The following is a 19,554-nucleotide window of genomic DNA, read 5'->3' on the forward strand; positions in this document are numbered from 1 at the left end:
CAATGGGACTGCTTGACGGCCGCGTGGTCATCGTGACGGGTGCAGGTGGCGGGATCGGCCGGGCGCACGCGCTGGCCTTCGCCGCCGAAGGCGCCCGCGTGGTGGTCAACGACATCGGGGTGGGCCTCGACGGATCACCCGCCGGGGGCGGCAGCGCCGCGCAGGGCGTCGTGGATGAAATCGTCGCCGCCGGAGGAGAAGCGGTCACCAGCGGTGCCAACGTCGCTGACTGGGCGCAGGCCGAGGGGCTGATCCAGACCGCCGTCGAGAACTTCGGTGGGCTGGACATCCTGGTGAACAACGCGGGGATCGTGCGGGATCGCATGTTCGCCAACACCAGTGAAGAGGAGTTCGACGCGGTCACCGCGGTGCACCTCAAGGGACACTTCGCCACGATGAAACACGCCGGTGCCTACTGGCGGGCGAAGTCCAAGGCCGGGGACACCGTCGACGCGCGCATCATCAACACCAGCTCCGGCGCCGGGCTGCAGGGCAGCGTCGGGCAGGCCAACTACAGCGCGTCCAAGGCAGGCATCGCCGCGTTGACCTTGGTGGCCGCGGCCGAGATGGGCCGCTACGGAGTGACGGTCAATGCGATCGCCCCGTCGGCGCGTACCCGCATGACCGAGACGGTGTTCGCCGAGATGATGTCCACCCAGGACGCCGAGTTCGATGCGATGGCGCCGGAGAACGTCTCCCCGCTGGTGGTGTGGCTGGGCAGCGCCGAGGCTCGCGAGGTCACCGGCAAGGTGTTCGAGGTCGAGGGCGGCAAGATCCGCGTCGCTGAGGGATGGGCACACGGTCCCGAGATCGACAAGGGCGCCCGCTGGGATCCGGCCGAACTCGGTCCGGTGGTCAGCGACCTGCTGGCCAAGGCGCGCCCCCCGGTGCCGGTCTACGGCGCCTGAGCGGCGTCACCTCTTCAGCCGGCGGCTTCCGGCGTGCCAGTCCTCCTGCTTGCCGACCTCGCCGACGTCGACGCCGAGACCCGCCAGCTGCGGCAACTCGCGCAGCGAGCGTTTCAGTTCGGCGAATCCCGCGAACGAGGCGAGCCCGATCACGTGGTCCCACAGCGTGATCGCGTCGTCCGGATCGGGGAGGCGGCTGATCACCGGCCCGAAGAACGCCGTGCCCTCCGGCGGCTGGAAATGCAGGATCGGGGTGCCCACGTCGCGTCCGGTGAGAGAAAGAGCTTCGTCGGTCTCGGCGCGCACCTGCTCGTCGAGGGTGGCATCGTCGAGCGCGCGGACCAGGTCAGCGGGAAGCCCGGCCTCGGCCAGTAGCGGGGCAACGAGCCGCTCGGCCCCCTGCGCAGCCGCCGTGAGCGGGTCGGCGTCATGGCGGGTGTCGAAGATGTGCGCGCCGATCGCTTCGTAGAGGCTGCCCACCGCGGCCCGTCCATGCTCGGAACGCACCCGCGTCATCATCCGCAGCAACCGCAACCCCGCAGTGTGTCCGGCCTCGTACTCCGGCGGGAAATGACTCGCGTAATCAATGTGCGCGTTGAGGATTCGCAACGAGACGAATCGCCAATCGACCCGATAGTCCCGCTGCGCGGCCACCATCCGCACCCACTTGCTGGTCATCCATGCGAACGGGCACACCGGGTCGAAGTAGAAGTGCAGATCGAACTCACGCTGCTCCGTGGGCGTCGCCATGACGCCAGTCTAGGTGCGCGCGTTCTCAGACCGGATCGCAGAGGATGATCGGGATCTTCCGGTCGGTCCAGGAACGGTAGTTGGCGAAGTCGGGGTAGATCGCGTCCAGCTTGGGCCAGTACTCGTCCCGCTCAGAGTCGGTCGCGTCGCGGGCCGTCAACTCGAGCACCTCGTTCTTGATCTGGAACTTCACCCGCGGATCGGCCTGGATGTTCAGGTACCACATCGGATTGGTCGCCCGACCGCCCTGCGAGGCGACGAGAACGATGCGGTTGCCCTCCCGCAGGAACAGCAGCGGACTGTCCCGGGGCTGTCCCGACTTGCGTCCGGTCGTGGTCAGGATGCCCACCGGCGGCGGAGCGGAGAACCGGTTGGACCCGCCGCGCCAGCTGTAGCCCAGCCGGCCGCCGGTCGCCTTGTAGATCCACGTGTTGAAACGCGACATCCACTTGATGGCGGTTCCGGTCTGCTTGGAGTTCAAGCCCTTGGGTGCAGTGGCCACGGCAGAGACCTTATCTGGTCAGAAACGGTCGGATGGAGGCGTTGATGTGATGGATCTGCGCGCGCCCCGACGGATCGTCGGCGGGAATGAGGAACGTCTCGTCGACGTGCGCGCCGACCTTGCGGCCCGCGAGCGACGGTTTGGTCGACAGGTCGAATCGAGCCCGCACCGTGTCCCCGTCGACGCTGAACTCGGGAGTGCTGACCGACTCGATCACGCGAAACTGCAGTCCTCGATTCAGGCTGCGGCGCAGATGGTTTCCGGAGAATCCGGTCTTGAGGCCCATCTCCACCCTGGTGCAGCCTGGTGCGAACGGTACGGCGTCGGCGTCGTGGCTGGCCAGGGCGCTGATGTAGGCCTGTGCCGCCGCGATGCGGTCGGTGTCGGCGATCACAGGCACGCTCAGATCCGCTCGATGATCGTCCCGGTCGACAGCGCCCCGCCGGCGCACATCGTGATCAGCGCGGTGGTCTTGTCGGTGCGCTCGAGTTCGTGCAGCGCGGTGGTGATCAGCCGGCTGCCGGTGCTGCCCACCGGATGTCCGAGCGCGATGGCGCCACCGTTGACGTTGACGGTGTCCATGTCGGGCTCGTGCACCCGGGCCCAGGACAGCACCACCGACGCGAACGCTTCGTTGATCTCGGTGATGTCGATGTCGCCGATCTTCATGCCGGCCTTCTCGAGCACCTTCGTCGTCGACTGCACGGGGCCGTCGAGGTGGTAGTAGGGCTCGGCCCCGACCAGCGCCTGGCTGACGATGCGGGCGCGGGGCTTGAGACCGAGCGCTTTGGCTTTGTCCTCGTCCATCCACAGGACCGCCGCGGCACCGTCGGAGATCTGCGACGACGTTCCGGCAGTGTGGATTCCGCCCTCCATGACCGGCTTCAGCGATGCCAGGCCCTCCAGCGTGGTGTCGCGCAGACCCTGATCGCGGGTGACCGGCGCCCGCTCGGCGGTGGGCTGCTTGTTCTCGTCGAGCACCGGGGCCTCGATGGGGCTGATCTCGCGGTCGAATCGACCCTCGGCCCAGGCCTGCTGGGCCTTGCGCTGCGAGTCCAGGCCGAAGCGGTCGATGTCCTCGCGGGTGATGCCGCGCCGCTTGGCGATCCGCTCGGCGGCGGTGAACTGGTCGGGCAGGTCGATGTCCCACGACGAGGGCCGGATGATGCTGCGGTCGGGTCCGGCGTTGGCGCCGAGACCGACCCGGCTCATCGCCTCGATGCCGCAGGCGATGCCGACGTCGATGGCGCCGGTGGCGATCAAGCCGGCGATCAAGCCGTTGGCCTGTTGACCGCTGCCGCACTGGCAGTCGACGGTGGCCGCGCCGACGTGGTCGGGCAGCCCGGCCACCAGCCATCCCACCCGGGTGATGTTGTTGGACTGTTCGCCGAACTGCGTGACGCATCCGCCGATGACCTGCTCGACGGCGCCGGGGTCGATGCCGGCCTTCTCGACCAGTGCTTTCTGCACGGCGCCCAGCAATTCGGTCGCATGCAGGCCTGACAACCAACCGTTGCGCTTGCCGATGGGGCTGCGGGTGGCTTCGACGATGACAGGGTTACCCATTCCGCCAGGCTAGAACACGTTTCATTACTCTGACAAGCGACGATGCACGCACGCCTTTGATCTGCGGTGGAGGCATGTTTTACTGGCACTAGAACACGTTGCAACTACAGGAGTGCGCACGTATGCCAGGACCGTCCTCATGCCCGATCTCGTCGGACTTCGACTTCCTCGATCCGGACGTCAACCTCAAAGCCCTGCCCATCGCCGAACTCGCCGAGCTGCGCAAGTCCGAGCCCATCCACTGGGTTGACGTGCCCGGTGGCACGGGTGGCTTCGGAGACAAAGGCTACTGGCTGGTCACCAAGCACGCCGACGTCAAGGAGGTGTCCAAGCGCAGCGACATCTTCGGCAGTTCACCCGACGGCGCCATCCCGGTGTGGCCGCAGGAGATGACCCGCGACGCGATCGACCTGCAGAAGAACGTGTTGCTGAACATGGACGCGCCGCAGCACACGCGGCTGCGCAAGATCATCTCGCGTGGTTTCACCCCACGCGCCATCGGCCGCCTGAAGGATGAGCTGAACGAACGGGCTCAGAACATCGCCCGCGAGGCTGTGGCCGCGGGCACGGGCGACTTCGTCGAGCGGGTTTCCTGCGAGCTGCCGCTGCAGGCCATCGCCGAACTGCTCGGCGTCCCGCAGGATGACCGCGACAAGCTCTTCCGCTGGTCCAACGAGATGACCGGCGGCGAGGACCCGGAGTACGCCGACATCGACCCGGCCATGTCGTCCTTCGAGTTGATCACCTACGCGATGAAGATGGCCGAGGAGCGGAGCAAGAATCCGACCGAGGACATCGTCACGAAGCTGATCGAGGCCGACATCGAGGGCGAGAAGCTCTCCGACGACGAGTTCGGGTTCTTCGTCATCATGCTGGCAGTGGCCGGCAACGAGACGACCCGCAACTCGATCACCCACGGCATGGTCGCGCTGGCGAACAACCCGCAGCAGTGGGAGCTGTACAAGAAGGACCGTCCGGAGACCACCGCCGACGAGATCATCCGCTGGGCCACCCCGGTATCGGCGTTCCAGCGCACCGCGCTGGAGGACACCGAGCTGTCGGGTGTGCAGATCAAGAAGGGGGAGCGGGTGGTGATGTCCTACCGCTCGGCCAACTTCGACGAAGAGGTCTTCGACGATCCGCACACGTTCAACATCCTGCGCGACCCGAATCCGCACGTCGGGTTCGGCGGCACCGGAGCCCACTACTGCATCGGCGCGAACCTGGCCCGGATGACGATCAACCTGATCTTCAACGCCGTCGCCGACCACATGCCTGATCTGAAGCCGATCGGCGAGCCCGAGCGGCTACGGTCGGGGTGGCTCAACGGCATCAAGCACTGGCAGGTGGACTTCACCGGCACATGTCCGGTCACCAGCTGACGAGGTAACTGACCTTTCCCGGGATCAAGGAGGATTCGGGTGGACTTCAGTCCAGACGAAGGGCAGCAGGCGGTCGCCGACGTGGTGACGTCGGTGCTCGGTCGCGACAACAGCTGGGACGCGCTGGTCAGCGGTGGGGTCACCGCACTGGCCGTCCCGGAACGCCTGGGTGGTGACGGCGTCGGTCTGGCCGAGATCACGGCGGCGCTGACCGAGATCGGCAGACACGGCACCGTCAGCCCGGCGTTGATGACGCTGGGTGCGACAGCGGTGCTGCTGGATCTCGCCGACGACGCCCAGCAGGACCGCTATCTGGCCGGCGTGGGCAAGGGGGCGGTGTTGTCGCTGGCGCTGAGTGAACCCGGGCGCGCCCTGCCCGAGCACCCTGGTGTCGCGCTGGCTGACGGCAAGCTCACCGGCACCAAGGTCGCGGTCGGGTATGCGCAGCAGGCGGAGTGGCTGCTCGTCACCACCGACAGCGGCGTCGTGGTCGTCCCCGCCGGAGCGGACGGCGTCACCGCCGCGAAGACGCCGGCGTCCAACGGCGCCGACGAGTACGTGGTCACCTTCGACGGCGTCGCCGTCGACGGAGCCGATGTCCTCGCCGGCGCGTCGGTGACGCGGGTCAACCAGCTCGTGCTCGCCGTCACCGGAGCGCTTGCGGCCGGTCTGGTCGCCGGCGCGTTGCGGCTGACGGCCGACTACGTCGCCACCCGTGAGCAGTTCGGCAGGCCGCTGTCGACCTTCCAGACCGTGGCCGCGCAACTCTCCGAGGTGTACATCGCCTCGCGCACGATCTCGTTGCTCGCCGACTCGGTGGCGTGGCGGCTGTCCGAGGGGCTCGACGCCGACGACGATCTCGCGATCCTCGGGTACTGGCTGACGTCGCAGGCGCCGCCGGCGATGCGGCTGTGCCACCACCTGCATGGCGGCATGGGAATGGACATCACCTACCCGATGGACCGCTACTACTCCTCCATCAAGGACCTCACCCGGCTGCTGGGTGGTCCGACGCATCGCCTCGATCTGGTGGGAGCCTGATGTACATCGAACTCACCCCTGAACAGCGCCAGCTGCAAGCTGAACTGCGTCAGTACTTTTCGACGCTCATCACGCCCGACGAAGCCGCGGCGATGGAATCCGACCGCCACAACGAGGCCTACCGCACGGTCATCAAGCGGATGGGTTCCGACGGCAAGCTGGGCGTCGGCTGGCCCAAGGAGTACGGCGGGCTGGGCTTCGGCCCGGTCGAGCAGCAGATCTTCGTCAACGAGGCCAACCGCGCCGACGTGCCGCTGCCTCTGGTCACACTGCAGACCGTGGGACCCACGCTGCAGGTGTACGGCACCGACGAGCAGAAGAAGAAGTTCCTCCCCGGGATCCTCTCCGGCGACATCCATTTCGCGATCGGATACTCCGAGCCGGAGGCCGGCACCGACTTGGCCTCGCTGCGCACCACAGCCGTTCGTCACGGTGACGAGTTCATCGTCAACGGGCAGAAGATGTGGACCACGGGCGCCCACGACGCCGACTACATCTGGCTGGCGTGCCGCACCGACCCGGATGCGCCGAAACACAAGGGCATCTCGATCCTCATCGTCGACACCAAGGATCCGGGTTATTCCTGGACGCCGATCATCCTGTCGGACGGGGCGCACCACACCAACGCCTCCTACTACAACGACGTGCGGGTGCCCGCCGACATGCTGGTCGGTGAGGAGAACGGCGGCTGGAAGCTGATCACCACCCAGCTCAACCACGAGCGGGTCGGACTGGGGCCGGCCGGACGGATCGCCGGCATCTACGACCAGGTGCACACGTGGGCTTCGAAGCCAGGTTCTGATGGGGTGACCCCGATCGACCAGCCCGCGGTGCAACGCCTGCTGGCGCAGATCAAGGCGATCTGGCGGGTCAACGAACTGCTGAACTGGCAGGTGGCCGCCTCCGGAGAGACCATCGCCGTGGCCGACGCCGCGGCCACCAAGGTCTTTTCCACCGAACGGATCCAGGAAGTGGGCCGGCTCGCCGAGGAGATCGTCGGAGGTTACGGGAACCCGGCCGACACCGAGACTGCCGAACTGCTCGACTGGCTGGACAAGATGACCAAACGCAATCTGGTCATCACCTTCGGTGGCGGCGTCAACGAAGTGATGCGGGAGATGATCTCCGCCTCGGGCCTGAAGGTGCCGAGGGTGATCCGGTGAGCACCGATCTGCAGCAGGGCATCGACGCGATCAAGGCGGACGGTAAGAGCGAGCCGCGTACCGGCCGGGATCCGGTGAACCAGCCGATGATCCATCACTGGGTGGACGCCATCGGTGACAAGAATCCGATCTACGTCGACGAGGAGGCTGCCAAAGCGGCTGGGCACGCCGGGATCGTGGCGCCTCCGGCGATGATCCAGGTGTGGACGATGGGCGGCCTCGGACAGGGCCGCGCTGATGACGACCCGCTTTCGAAGATGATGAACCTGTTCGACGACGCCGGCTATGTCGGAGTGGTGGCGACCAACTGTGAGCAGACCTACCACCGGTACCTGACCCCAGGTGAGCAACTCACCGTTCACGCCGAGATCACCGATGTGGTGGGACCCAAGCAGACCGCGCTGGGCGAGGGCTTCTTCATCAACCAGCTCATCACCTGGACAGTGCCCAACGGTTCGACCGACGACGAGACCGTCGCCGAGATGAACTGGCGCATCATGAAGTTCAAGCCTCGGGCCGAGGCGGAGTCGGACGTCCCCGAGGACCTGGACCCGGACAAGCTGATGCGGCCGGCCTCGTCGAAAGACACCCAGTTCTTCTGGGACGGCGTCAACGCTCATGAGCTGCGGATCCAGCGACGCCCAGACGGTTCCCTGCAGCATCCGCCGGTGCCCGCGGTCTGGAAGGACCACGAAGAAGGGGTGGCGCCGTCCGATTATCTCGTCTCCTCGGGCAACGGCACGGTCTACAGCTATGTGGTGCATCACGCGCCGAAGGTGCCCGGCCGGAGCCTGCCCTTCGTGATTGCCCTCGTCGAGCTGGACGAGGGTGTGCGGATGCTCGGCGAACTACGTGGCGTCGACCCCAGCGAAGTTCAGATCGGAATGCCGGTGCGCGCAACGTATATCGATTTCCCCGACAGCGACATCAGCCCCGCGTGGACCCTGTACGCCTGGGAGGCCGCCCGATGACCGCCCCCGGCGCGGCCCCGGTTCTCGAGGTGGGCGCCACCCTGCCCGAACTCAAGATCTACGGCGACCCGACGTTCATCGTGTCCACGGCCATCGCGACCCGCGACTACCAGGACGTGCACCACGACCGGGACAAGGCGCAGGCCAAGGGCTCCAAGGACATCTTCGTCAACATCCTGACCGACACCGGTCTGGTGCAGCGTTACCTCACCGACTGGGCGGGCCCGGCGGCACGGATCACCTCGATCGGGCTGCGCCTGGGGGTGCCGTGGTACGCCTACGACACCATCATGTTCACCGGTGAGGTCACCGCCGTCGACGGCGGTGTCGCCACCGTGAAGGTCGTCGGCGCCAACAGCCTCGGCAACCACGTCATCGCCACGGCGACGCTCGATCTCGGTTCTTCGCGCGAGCGCTCATCACAAGAACTGGGGGACCGCTGATGCTCTCCGGCAAGGCCGCGATCGCCGGTATCGGCGCGACCGACTTCTCGAAGAACTCCGGCCGCAGCGAGCTTCGCCTGGCGGCCGAGGCGGTGCTCGACGCGCTCGACGACGCTGGGCTCGCGCCGTCGGACGTCGACGGGCTGGTCACCTTCACCATGGACTCCAACCTGGAAACCGCGGTGGCGCGGGCCACCGGAATCGGTGATCTGACGTTCTTCAGCCAGATCGGTTACGGCGGTGGTGCGGCGGCGGCCACCGTCCAGCAGGCGGCGCTGGCCGTGGCCGCCGGAGTCGCTGAAGTGGTGGTGGCCTATCGGGCCTTCAACGAGCGCTCGGAACACCGGTTCGGACAGGTGATGACGGGTCTGACCGTCAACGCCGATTCGCGCGGCGTCGAGTACAGCTGGTCCTACCCGCATGGTCTGAGCACCCCGGCGGCGTCGGTGGCGATGATCGCGCAGCGCTACATGCACGAATACGGGGCCACCAGCGCGGATTTCGGTGCAGTGTCGGTCGCCGACCGCAAGCACGCCGCGAACAACCCGAAGGCGCACTTCTACGGCAAGCCGATCACCATCGAGGACCACCAGAACTCGCGGTGGATCGCCGAACCACTGCGGCTGCTCGACTGCTGCCAGGAGACCGACGGTGGTGTCGCCATCGTCGTCACCACGCCGGAGCGGGCCAAGGACCTCAAACACCGCCCGGTGACCATCGAAGCGGCTGCTCAGGCCGCCGGCGCCGACCAGTTCACCATGTACTCGTACTACCGCGAGGAGCTCGGCCTGCCCGAGATGGGCCTGGTGGGCCGCCAGCTGTGGGAGCAGAGCGGTCTGTCGCCCAACGACATCCAGACCGCCGTCCTCTACGACCACTTCACGCCCTACACGCTGATCCAACTCGAGGAGCTCGGCTTCTGCGGTAAGGGCGAGGCGAAGGACTTCATCGGCGGTGGTGCGATCGAGATCGGCGGAAGGTTGCCGATCAACACCCACGGCGGGCAGCTCGGTGAGGCCTACATCCACGGCATGAACGGCATCGCCGAAGGGGTCCGTCAGCTGCGAGGCACGTCGGTCAACCCGGTACCGGACGTGGAGCATGTTCTGGTCACCGCGGGTACCGGGGTGCCCACCTCCGGCCTGATCCTGGGTTGAGCCGGGGTCGCCACGAAGGTGTGGCTCACCCGTCTGGACTGTGGGGCCAACTAGGCTTGGCCCGATGAGCTCCGACGAGCCGGCGCCCGACGACGACACCGGGCCGCTACCGGTCGAAAACAGAGCGCCGCAGACCGGCGGTGCGGGGGAACGCCGGTTCGATGCCCCCCTGTCGGTGAATCCACGGCCGGTGCACAAGGACCGCCGCCCTGTGCTGCTGGTGGCCGTGGCCACGGTCGCGGTGCTGGCACTCGGCTTGCTCGCGTGGCTGTTCTGGCCGGCGCCGGACCCCGAGGACACGCCGACCGGTTCGATCGCCTCCGGGACGCCGTTGGGCTCCGAGGTTCCGGAGACGGAGGCGTCCGACGCGGCGGCCGAGCGCCTGCGCGGGATCCTTCCGCGCGGCTACCCCCCAGGTGCCTGCGAGGAGGTGGCCCCGCGCGACGGCGCCTCGGCGACGGTCAGGTGTCAGAAGAACGACGATCCGGGGGGCCCGCTGTCGGCGACGTACACGCTGGCCACCGACGAAGAAGCGCTCGAAGTGATGTTCGCCGATGTGGTCGACGCGTTGGCGGTGGTCGACTGCCCGGGCAACATCCAGTCACCAGTTCTCTGCCCGACAGGCGTGTCGAACGCGTTCGGGGATTCGGGTCGGTGATGATGAGGGCAACGCCCGTGAGGTGAGAGGAAAACCGGTGATGGCTGGTGACATGGCTGATGGTTGGACTCTTCATTTCTACGATTTCCGGCAGCGGTTTGCGCCCGTGGACGATGTGGTTCCTGGGTTGGGCGATATCCCGGCGTGGGCGAAGCGCAACGGTGCGCGTGACGGCACCCCGTTCTTTCTGGATCCCTGGGGCCGCGCGGATGCGCTGGTGAACGCCTACTGGCGGGACCCGCTGGTGAGGGGACGGGCGACGGGTACGGTGCGTCGGTATGCCTTGTCGTTGAAGGTGTGGCTGGATTTCCTGCACGTCCTGGGCGTTGGATGGGGGCAGGCGTCGCGCTCGGAACTGGCTGCCTTCAAGGAGTGGCGTTTATCGGCGCGGGAGAACCCACAGCATGTGAGCGCTGATACTTTTTGCGTCGATCGCGCGGCGATCCGCGGGTTTTACTGGTGGGCGGCCGAGCAGCATGGAATCGACAACCCTGTCCGAGCCCGCGCGCTCGCCACGTCTGGAGGTATTGGGGGTCACGCCGCGCTGGAGAGCACTCCCGCCGGGATGCGCAGATCCGACGTGAAATGGCTGACGCCGCAGGCATTTCGGTTATGGCGGAATCTGGGGTTGCGTGGGTTCACGGTGGAAGGCTTGCCGCGCCACGATTGGCGGGGAGTAACTGAGGATCGCGATGTCGCGTTCGTGGAGGGGTTGTTCGGGACGGGTTTGCGAATTGGCGAGTGGGCTGCAATGTTGACCATTGAGGTGCCGCAGCCGGGATCTGAGGGACTGCTGCGTTCGCGCGTCGCGTCGCGTTGCGCGAAGAATGGGAGCGGTCGCACCTTCTGGATGCGCCGTCGTGTGGTCCAGCACGTTCACTTCTATCTGCAGGAAGGTAGTCGCAGAGCCGCTATCGCTCGCGCGCAGGACGCCGGTCGGTATGAGCACATCGCAGACCGATGGGTCCTTGAGCGTGTTCGGCGGGACGGGCAACTGGAGGTCGTCGCCGAGAATGGATCGCTTCGTAGGGTCCGTCTGGACGCACTGGGGCCATCGACGCGAATGAAACTGTTCCGCCGGGGCACTGATGGTCTGGAACCGATGTGGCTGTGGCTCAATCACGACGGGACACCTCGGCGGAAACACTCCTGGTACAAGACGTTCGACCGCGCGAACACCAGAGCCGCGAAAGCGCTTGCCGAAGCTGGAAGTCCGCCGCTGTGGTGTCGACCCCACATGCTGCGGCATTCCTTCGCGCTGCGCTGGTTTTGCATCGCCACGTTCGTCGCGTGGCGCCGGACCGACATGTTGACCAGGGAGGAGCAGCGCGACTTCCGCAACCAGCTTGGTGACGTCTGGTTTCTCCTGGCGACACTCCTCGGACATCGCAGCGCTGAAGTAACGCGCAGCGTCTACCTGGAACCGTTCCAGGTATTGCAGGTCGAGGAGCTCATCGCGCTGATGGACGCCGACGATCGAGAAGCCTTGGAACGTCTCGTCGCAACAGTGGGTATCGGCGAGTCTCGCGTGTTGGCGGTCCAACCATGACGGGTCGCCCCGCGGCGCAGCCGGATCCGTCGTGGCGGCCGGTATCGCGGCGTCGCGGGCTGATCGTGACGTTCGTCAGCGAGGACGGCACGCAGCGCAAGGACTTCGACTTCGGCTCTATGCCGGGCACCCACGGAATCCGCCACGATTTCGCGGTTGCGTTCGAGGACGCCACCGGTGTGCTGGGATCATCCAAGCGATTACGGGGCGCCGGCGCGCTGTGGCAGGCCGCCCGGCATGGCTGCTGCTGGCTGGCCGACAACCGGCCAGGCATACGAGGGCTGGCTGAAATGTCCGCTGCGGATGCCCGGCTTCTCGCTCTGTCGTGTCGGGTACCCAGCGGCCCTGGCTCGTTGCATGGCCTGAAGACCCTGCTGCGCTGCAGTCCTGTTGTCTCCCAGCCGACGCGTCAGGCGTTCACGCGCGTGCGTCACCCAAAGACGAACACGGCGCGACAACCGTATTCCGCTGATGAGCTTCGCCGCATCACCGTGGTGGCACGGGGAATGGTTCGGCGGGCGCGGACCCGGTTAGAGACTCATTGGGCAATGGTCGCCGATTATCGTGGGGGGCGTTTCGATCACCTTCCCCGCGCCGACCCGCGCCGCAGTCTGGCCGAGGCGCTGGATCATTGCGCTCGTGAGGGCGACTTCCCCCGCACCGCGTCGGGTGCCCGGGCGTTCGTGACACGGCGGGCGGTGACCGCAGCCGGTGGATGCCGCCTGATGTCGTTGCTGCATCTGACTCCCGGTGAGGCATGGGCGTTCGGTGTTCTGCTGGCGGCTTTGACCGGGCTGAACCTGTCGACGCTGGACTCGTTGGCTGCCCCGCACCGACACGCCAGCAGTCCTGCCGAACCCGGCATCGTGTTCGTCGGCGCCGACAAGCCCCGCCGTGGGAGGCGGTCGGTGATGACGGTGCCGGTGACCGCGCTGCGCCCCGAACTGCGCCCGCTTGCTGGCCAGGATCGGCGCACCGCAGTGGCCAACACGTCGCTCACCACGGCCTATGGGGTGTTCATGTCGCTGCTGGAGTTGACCGACCCGGCCCGCACGCTGACCGGAAACCAGCAAGCGTTCATCTACTACAGTGCCCAGCCCGACCACTGCGAACAGAAACTGTTCGGCTACGGAATCAGCAGCACCGCTTCCGGATTCGATGCGCGACGGCGGTGGATGACGCCGTGGCTGACCGGCGATCCCGGACACGACGAGTTGCTCTTGGGGATCAGTATGGATCGGCTGCGCAAGACCTATCTGGAGCAGGTCCGCCAGCCCATCGCGCACACCCCGGCGACGTTGGCCGGTTATCTGGGGCGTATGGAGTCTGTGCGCAACGAGGGGTTCCAGATCGTTCGCGAGGCCCTCGATGCCCAGGTCACCCAAGCACTGGCCCGCCGTGCCATGACGACACATCCAGACAACCAGGACGACGGATCCGGGCGCGACGCGGTGCTGGGCGCCTGCGCTGATTTTGACCACTCACCGGTCGACGGGAAGCGGTGCCGGCAGTCGTTCATGACGTGTCTGGACTGCAGCAACGCCCGCGCCTTCCCGCGGCATCTGCCCGTTCAACTGGTCGTTGCCGACCGGCTTCGCGAACTGCGCACGCAGATGCCGCTGGGGCAGTGGATCGCCGATCACGCGGGTCCGCTCGCGCAACTGGACGACATCTTCACCGAGTACGAGCAGGCCCAGCTGAGGGCGGCGCGCGCCGAGATCACCGACGGCGATCATCGAAAAGTGGATCTTTTGCTGGCCGGACACCTGGAAGCGTCATGACCCGCGCGGCTGTAGCACTCGACGTCGTGGCCGGTATCGGCATCGGCCCAGGAACGGAGGTGCTGCTGAACCGCACCCTGCACGTGGAGGGGGTCCGGAGCCGATTCGGTGACCCGGTGTGGGATCTGTCCGGGGCGATCAAAGACCGGCACAGCGCCCGGCAGGCCGTGCACTGGGGCCGGTTCCCGGCGCCGTTTCGCCACGCTTGCAAGCTCTACCTGTTTGCTCTACTCAACCTCGTTGATGACGCACCTCGGCTCGACAGTGCGCGATCGCTTCATCCGCACGTCAAGACGATCTTGGGCGAGCTGGTGCCGCTGCGGCGGTTCACGACGTGGCTGAGCGACGCGGGTGTGACATCGTTCGACCAGGTCAGCACCGAACACCTCGACGATTACCTGCATTACGTCACCGACGCCACCGGTGAGAGCGCCGGAACCAAACGCTGCGCGCTGCAAGCCATCAAACGGCTACACCTCTATCGGGAGGAGTTGCCCGCCCAGTGCCGGCTCCCCGCGGGCCCGCTGTGGGGCGGTGCGAGTGCACGAGGACTCGCCCACTACGAATCCTCTTGGGGCAAGCCCAACACCACCCCCCGCATCCATCCGGATGTGATGGAACCGCTGCTCTCCGGGGCGATCGCGGTCACCCACACGATCGCAGCCGACCTGCTTCCCGCCGCACGCAACCTGCTCGCGATGCGCCATCTTGCCCACCAGATCGCCCCCGCCATCCGCCGGGCGCCCACGCGCACGGTGTCGGTATTCGAGACCACCAAGGCCCAACTCGAATGCATGCTCGCTGCACTCGACCGCAACGACGCCGCACTTCCCGGGATCCGGACCGGTGAGGTGACCAGTGTCGACCTGATGGGCCTGGCGGTGGGCGGATGGATGCACCACACCGAACTGAAACGCATGAAGGAGACGCCGGTCATGTTGGCGGCATCCGGATTGCCGATAGACGTTAATCTGTTGCGTATCAACACATTCAACCACATCGGCACCAAGCCCTGGCGTGACGAGCCAGTCGATGCGCGAGAACTCGTCGGGCTGCTGCGTCATGTCACGGTTGCCTGTTTCCTCGTGATCGCCTACCTCTCGGGTGTGCGGACCGGCGAGGCCCTGAACCTGCGGCGCGGATGCATCAGCCGCGACCCCACGCTGGAGTTGACGTTCATGTCCGGGCTGCAGTTGAAGGCTGATGATGGGCGCCGACAGCGGTCACCTGCCACGATCCCGTGGGTCGTCACCGACGAAACCGCCCACGCCGTCACCGTCCTGGAACAGATCACGGTCAGCGACCTGCTCTTCCCGGCATTCAGCGTGTGCTCCCAGCAACGGTTCCTCTTCGGGGCCACCCGTACGAGAACACCCGGCTCCATCAACACCGACATCACTCGTTTCATCGACTGGTTCAACCAAGAGGTCGCTCCGGTAGTCGATCATCCGCTGATACCTGCTGATCCGTACGGCAGCATTCAAGTGCCGCGCCTGCGACGGACCCTGGCATGGCACATCGTCCGGCGGCCAGGCGGAACCATCGCTGGCGCAACGCAATACGGCCACCTGCACACACAAATGATCCACGGCTATGCCGGTGGAGCTGATTCAGGATTTCCCGACGACATCACCTTCGAACGATTTCTGCACCGCGCTGAGACCATCCACGACGATGCCCAGCGCCTCGAGGCCGGTGAACACGTCTCTGGTCCGGCCGCCGAGGAATACCGGGCTCGCATCGCGCGGGCACGCACGTTTGCGGGACTGACGGTGACCACCACCGGTCAGGTCAACGCCGCGCTATCGAACCCCGCCCTGCAGATCCACCACGGCGCGGTCCTCACCTGCGTGTTCCGACGCGCCACCGCGGCCTGCCTGCCACCCAGCGATAGTTCCGATGAACCCTCCTGGACCCGGTGCCGGCTCGGTTGCGTCAACGCCGCCCGCACCGACCGCGATGCCGTCAACCTTCGCGAGCACGTCGGCGCACTCCAGCAGGACATGGCGGCGCCCGGACTGCCCGAACCGCTGCGACAACGCATTCAGACGCGTTTGATCGAGCACCTGAAGACCCTCGCGGACCACGAATCCAGCCGCCCGACGCCAAACCCAGACCAGGACGGGGACAACGAATGACCACCGTGCGCGTTAGCGCCGCCCGAAACGAGGAGGAACGCCAACTGGTTCAGGCCGCCATCGGCCGCCTACGAGACAACCATGCCGAGCGGAGCACCGGTGCACGCACCGTCGTGGCACTGGCGGTCGAATCGGGCGTACCACGGCAAAGACTCTACGAACATCACAGCGATTTACTCAACGAGTTCAAGGCGGCGGTCGGGTGCGGACCCGTTGCCCCGAGCATCGAGGCCGTGCAACGCCAACTCGCACACGCCCGCGATCACAATCAGCAACTGGCCGCCGAGAACACTCAACTACAAGCCAAGATCAGAACACTTGCAGCGGTGATCACCGAACTCACCCACGATGCCGCCGGGACCACCGTCGTTGTTCCGATGCCACGGGGACTGTCCGATTAAGGGCAACCCTCGGGCGACGCACTGGTCGCTGCCGCAATAGACCTGGACGCGACAGTGGTCCACCGACAGGTCATCTCTGGACCGGATGAGGGTGCTGGCGCCCGGGAAGTAGCACGACGCGGGATTCTCCCGGGAGTTGCGCCTCGCAGCACGAATGGACTGAGGCGCCGACGACCCGAGGCAGGACGGCGCTTCGCGCGACAGCGCGCTTCGCCGCGGCGAAAGTGGTTCCGGATGCTCACCCATGAACGTGCGTGCAGCTTTCTTGGTGGGATGAGGGTCTGCGAGGAACCGTCACTGCTGGAGTGGCGGCGGGTACAGGGCGCTGCCGACTATTCAGTACACGGAGAACAGATTATGTGTGCCACGGCGGGCGGCCCGGCCGGGGTCAGCTTGGCTGTATTTGCATGACTACGGCCTTGGGTTCGGTGAAGAATTCGCGGCTGAAGGTGCCGCCTTCGCGGCCGATGCCGGAGTCGCCGACCCCGCCGAAGGGTGCGCGCAGGTCGCGGACGAAAAAGCAGTTGACCCACACGGTGCCGGCCCGCAGGGCGGCGGAGACCCGGTGGGCGCGGTGCAGGTTTTCGGTGAACAGCATCGCGTTTAGGCCGTAGCGGGTGTCGTTGGCCAACCGGATCGCCTCGGCCTCGGTGTCAAACGGGATCACCACCGCCACCGGGCCGAAGATCTCCTCGCGGCTGCAGCGGGCCTGCTGGCCCAGTCCGGTCACGACGGTGGGCAACACACCCCAGCCCTCGCCGAGCCCACCGGTGACGATGGAACCGCCTTCTGACTCGATGGTTTCGACGTAGCCGCGCACCTTGCGGTAGTGCTCTTGAGAGGCCAGCGGGCCGATCTGGGTGGTTTCCTGTTTGGGGTCGCCGATCACCATCGCCTGCGCCGCTTGGGTGAACCGGCGCAGGAACTCGTCGTAGATGTCGCGCTGCACATACAACCGGGACCCCGCCAGACACACCTGGCCGGTGTTGGTGAAGATCGCCTTGACCGACCACTCCACCGCGGTGTGAAGGTCGGCGTCGGCGAACACCACGTTGGCGCCTTTGCCGCCGAGCTCCAGGCTCACCGGTGTCAGGTTGCCCGCCGCTGCCCGGGCGATGATCCGGCCGGTGCCCGATTCGCCGGTGAAGGTGATCCGGTCGACGTCGGGGTTCTCGGTGAGCGCCTGCCCGGCAGAGTCGGGCCCGTAGCCGTGCACCACGTTGAGCGCGCCCGGGGGCATGCCGGCTTGGATGGCAAGCCTGCCCAGGATGGTGGCCGAGGCGGGGGTGTCCTCGGCGGGTTTGAGCACCACGGTGTTGCCCCACGCCAGCGCCGGGGCGATCTTCCAGGTCTCCAGCATCAGGGGGAAGTTCCACGGCGCGATGGCCGCCACCACCCCGGCCGGCTCAAACCGGGTGTAGGCGTGGTGGCTGCTGTCCATGGGCAGCACTTCCGCGGTGGCCAGCCGCGCATGGTCGGCGAAAAACCGGAAGTTCGCCGCAGCACGCGCGACGTCGTTGCCGCGGGCTTGGCTGATCGGTTTGCCCATGTCGCGGGTGTCGGCCATGCCGAGTTCATCGGCGTGCGCCTCGATCAGATCGGCCAGCCGGTGCAGGATTCGGCCCCGCTCGCCGTATCCCAGGCGCGGCCACGGCCCTTCGTCAAAAGCGCGTCGCGCCGCGGCCACCGCGCGAGCGGCATCCGTGGTGTCACCCAAAGCGACCTCGGCCCACTGCTGGCGGGTGTAGGGATCAATAGACGCAAACGTCGCATCCGAGGCCGACTTGACCTCATCGCCGTCGATGATGTGGCCGAAAAACTCCATGCCCGGTTAGGCCTCCGTGGTCGTTGTCGATGTCGTGGTGGCGCGTTCGGCCAGGGTCATCCCGCCAGCCGACCAGTGGGTGGCCGGGACCTCCCGCACCACCACCCGGATATTGGGCTCCGGGGCGCCGATCGCCCGGTGCACCGCGGCGTGCACCTCGGCCAGCAACGCCCGGATCTGGTGGGCGTCGCGGCCTTCGGTGAGAGTGATTTCCACCAGTGGCATCACTGACACCTCAATGTCACTGAGCCGAGATGACAGAATTCGGCGCTGACCTGGCTGCCCGGCTCGACGAACACCGCATCAGTCAGACCGCCGGTCAACACCACCCAGCCCGGCTCCAACGCCAGCTGCCGCGTGGCCAGCGCGTTGGCCGCCAACGCCAGGGCCTCACCGGGATGGCCCTGCACCGCAGCGCCGGTAGCGGAGTCGACGACTTCACCATTCACCGACAGCAGGCACGCCTCCAGCGCGAGGTCTATTTCGTCGGGTTTGCGAGCCACACCCCCGATCACGAACCGCGCCGAGGAGGCGTTATCGGCCACCACATCGGGCAGGGTGAACGTGAAATCGGTGTAGCGGCTGTCAATGACCTCCAACCCGCCGTACACATGCGACACTGCCTCCATCGCCCGCGCCGCGGTGACACCGGGCCCAGACAGCCGCTCGCCGAGGACGAACACGATCTCGGGCTCCACCCGCGGATGAATCAGCTGCTCGACGACCAGCGGCGCGCCCGCCGGCAACACCATCCGGTCGGTCAACCACGCGGTCGACGGCGAGTCCACCCTCATACGCTGCTGCTTGGCCCGTGACGTCAGTCCGAGCTTGACCCCGACGATATGCTCACCGGACTCCACCCTGCGACACACGATCTCGTCCTGCACGCGATAGGCGGTGTCCAAGTCCAGCCCAGCCCACTCGGCCGTGATCGGGCCGCGGTCAACACGCTGCGCCTCCGCGTCCATCAGCACCGCCGCCGCCCGCGCGACATCCCACACGTCCGTTTGCTGGCTTGCGTATTGGTCGGTCATTGGATCGCCACCTCCGTGTCTTCCGCGAGCGTGCGGGCACGCGCACGGTCGCGGTCGTGTTCTCGGCCCCAGTTATTGACGCCGACGGGGCAGTGGTCGGCTCCGTTCAACCAGAACCAGACTCCGACCCGGACGCGACTGTTGGAACTTTCGTCGGGTGAATCGAGCGGTGGGTCGGTGCCAAGCGTGATGCCCGACACGAAGCGACAGCCCTCACCCGCCGGCGCCGGGTCGCTGCAATCCCGAACCACCGCGGACGTGTCGTCGCCGTGGATGTGCAGGCGT

Annotated in this window: 19 protein-coding genes; 12 read left to right on the forward strand and 7 right to left on the reverse strand. The window is 66.7% G+C overall.

The annotated features are described in order from the left end of the window. Window positions 1-2 precede the first annotated feature (2 nt). Window positions 3-908 carry an SDR family oxidoreductase gene (locus tag ACEWX3_RS03285; protein ID WP_374158686.1) on the forward strand — a complete coding sequence of 302 codons (906 nt, stop codon included), beginning with the start codon at window positions 3-5 and terminating at the stop codon, window positions 906-908. Between the two features lie 6 nt (window positions 909-914). Here the strand turns inward: ACEWX3_RS03285 and ACEWX3_RS03290 are convergent, their stop codons facing one another. The 4 genes from ACEWX3_RS03290 to ACEWX3_RS03305 all read right to left on the reverse strand — a co-directional run bounded on the left by ACEWX3_RS03290 (window position 915) and on the right by ACEWX3_RS03305 (window position 3,726). Further along, the gene (locus ACEWX3_RS03290) at window positions 915-1,658 is read right to left on the reverse strand and encodes a hypothetical protein (protein WP_374158687.1); all 744 of its coding nucleotides are present in this window, start codon (window positions 1,656-1,658) and stop codon (window positions 915-917) included. Between the two features lie 25 nt (window positions 1,659-1,683). After that, window positions 1,684-2,103, reverse strand: coding sequence for a nitroreductase family deazaflavin-dependent oxidoreductase (locus ACEWX3_RS03295; RefSeq protein ID WP_207065235.1), 420 nt, complete (start codon window positions 2,101-2,103; stop codon window positions 1,684-1,686). 67 nt (window positions 2,104-2,170) lie between these two features. Then, a complete protein-coding gene (locus tag ACEWX3_RS03300) occupies window positions 2,171-2,554 on the reverse strand; it encodes a hypothetical protein (RefSeq protein WP_374159771.1) in 384 nt (127 codons plus the stop codon). Window positions 2,555-2,562: 8 nt separating this feature from the next. Beyond that, window positions 2,563-3,726, reverse strand: a complete 1,164-nt coding sequence (locus ACEWX3_RS03305; protein WP_374158688.1) for a steroid 3-ketoacyl-CoA thiolase — start codon at window positions 3,724-3,726, stop codon at window positions 2,563-2,565. Between the two features lie 122 nt (window positions 3,727-3,848). On the opposite strand from ACEWX3_RS03305, the gene ACEWX3_RS03310 reads away from it, so the two are divergent. From ACEWX3_RS03310 to ACEWX3_RS03360, 11 genes are all read left to right on the forward strand, one after another. Beyond that, entirely contained in the window at window positions 3,849-5,108 is a 1,260-nt protein-coding gene (locus ACEWX3_RS03310; RefSeq protein WP_221354241.1) for a cytochrome P450, read from the forward strand. Window positions 5,109-5,147: 39 nt separating this feature from the next. Further along, window positions 5,148-6,149: an acyl-CoA dehydrogenase family protein gene (locus tag ACEWX3_RS03315; RefSeq protein ID WP_207065185.1), complete on the forward strand. Its 1,002-nt coding sequence runs from the start codon at window positions 5,148-5,150 to the stop codon at window positions 6,147-6,149. Then, the gene (gene fadE29 / locus ACEWX3_RS03320) at window positions 6,149-7,312 is read left to right on the forward strand and encodes an acyl-CoA dehydrogenase FadE29 (RefSeq protein WP_207065186.1); all 1,164 of its coding nucleotides are present in this window, start codon (window positions 6,149-6,151) and stop codon (window positions 7,310-7,312) included. Before ACEWX3_RS03315 ends, fadE29 begins: the two co-directional genes overlap by 1 nt. After that, window positions 7,309-8,283: a bifunctional MaoC family dehydratase N-terminal/OB-fold nucleic acid binding domain-containing protein gene (locus ACEWX3_RS03325; RefSeq protein ID WP_374158689.1), complete on the forward strand. Its 975-nt coding sequence runs from the start codon at window positions 7,309-7,311 to the stop codon at window positions 8,281-8,283. The genes fadE29 and ACEWX3_RS03325 overlap by 4 nt, the downstream gene beginning before the upstream one ends. Beyond that, window positions 8,280-8,726 carry a MaoC family dehydratase gene (locus ACEWX3_RS03330; protein WP_374158690.1) on the forward strand — a complete coding sequence of 149 codons (447 nt, stop codon included), beginning with the start codon at window positions 8,280-8,282 and terminating at the stop codon, window positions 8,724-8,726. Before ACEWX3_RS03325 ends, ACEWX3_RS03330 begins: the two co-directional genes overlap by 4 nt. Continuing rightward, window positions 8,726-9,883, forward strand: a complete 1,158-nt coding sequence (locus ACEWX3_RS03335) for a lipid-transfer protein (protein ID WP_374158691.1) — start codon at window positions 8,726-8,728, stop codon at window positions 9,881-9,883. Before ACEWX3_RS03330 ends, ACEWX3_RS03335 begins: the two co-directional genes overlap by 1 nt. Window positions 9,884-9,947: 64 nt before the next feature. Further along, on the forward strand, window positions 9,948-10,541 hold the full coding sequence (locus ACEWX3_RS03340) for a hypothetical protein (RefSeq protein WP_374158692.1): 594 nt from the start codon (window positions 9,948-9,950) through the stop codon (window positions 10,539-10,541). 40 nt (window positions 10,542-10,581) lie between these two features. Next, window positions 10,582-12,090, forward strand: a complete 1,509-nt coding sequence (locus ACEWX3_RS03345; protein ID WP_105389249.1) for a site-specific integrase — start codon at window positions 10,582-10,584, stop codon at window positions 12,088-12,090. Beyond that, a complete protein-coding gene (locus ACEWX3_RS03350) occupies window positions 12,087-13,871 on the forward strand; it encodes a hypothetical protein (protein WP_105389237.1) in 1,785 nt (594 codons plus the stop codon). The genes ACEWX3_RS03345 and ACEWX3_RS03350 overlap by 4 nt, the downstream gene beginning before the upstream one ends. After that, entirely contained in the window at window positions 13,868-16,009 is a 2,142-nt protein-coding gene (locus ACEWX3_RS03355; RefSeq protein ID WP_208676997.1) for an integrase, read from the forward strand. The genes ACEWX3_RS03350 and ACEWX3_RS03355 overlap by 4 nt, the downstream gene beginning before the upstream one ends. Then, complete coding sequence (locus tag ACEWX3_RS03360; protein ID WP_105389238.1) at window positions 16,006-16,410, forward strand: hypothetical protein; 405 nt, start codon at window positions 16,006-16,008, stop codon at window positions 16,408-16,410. Before ACEWX3_RS03355 ends, ACEWX3_RS03360 begins: the two co-directional genes overlap by 4 nt. 388 nt (window positions 16,411-16,798) lie before the next feature. Here the strand turns inward: ACEWX3_RS03360 and ACEWX3_RS03365 are convergent, their stop codons facing one another. The 3 genes from ACEWX3_RS03365 to ACEWX3_RS03375 are packed head-to-tail and all read right to left on the reverse strand — an operon-like array spanning window position 16,799 to window position 19,269. Continuing rightward, complete coding sequence (locus tag ACEWX3_RS03365) at window positions 16,799-18,235, reverse strand: aldehyde dehydrogenase (protein WP_105389239.1); 1,437 nt, start codon at window positions 18,233-18,235, stop codon at window positions 16,799-16,801. Between the two features lie 6 nt (window positions 18,236-18,241). Next, window positions 18,242-18,460 (reverse strand): 2-hydroxymuconate tautomerase, encoded by a 219-nt coding sequence (locus ACEWX3_RS03370; protein ID WP_105389240.1) that lies wholly within the window; start codon window positions 18,458-18,460, stop codon window positions 18,242-18,244. Then, window positions 18,460-19,269, reverse strand: a complete 810-nt coding sequence (locus tag ACEWX3_RS03375; RefSeq protein WP_105389241.1) for a 2-keto-4-pentenoate hydratase — start codon at window positions 19,267-19,269, stop codon at window positions 18,460-18,462. Before ACEWX3_RS03375 ends, ACEWX3_RS03370 begins: the two co-directional genes overlap by 1 nt. Window positions 19,270-19,554: the final 285 nt, after the last annotated feature.

It is taken from the genome of Mycobacterium sp. G7A2, assembly GCF_041902445.1.
Classification (GTDB): Bacteria; Actinomycetota; Actinomycetes; order Mycobacteriales; family Mycobacteriaceae; genus Mycobacterium.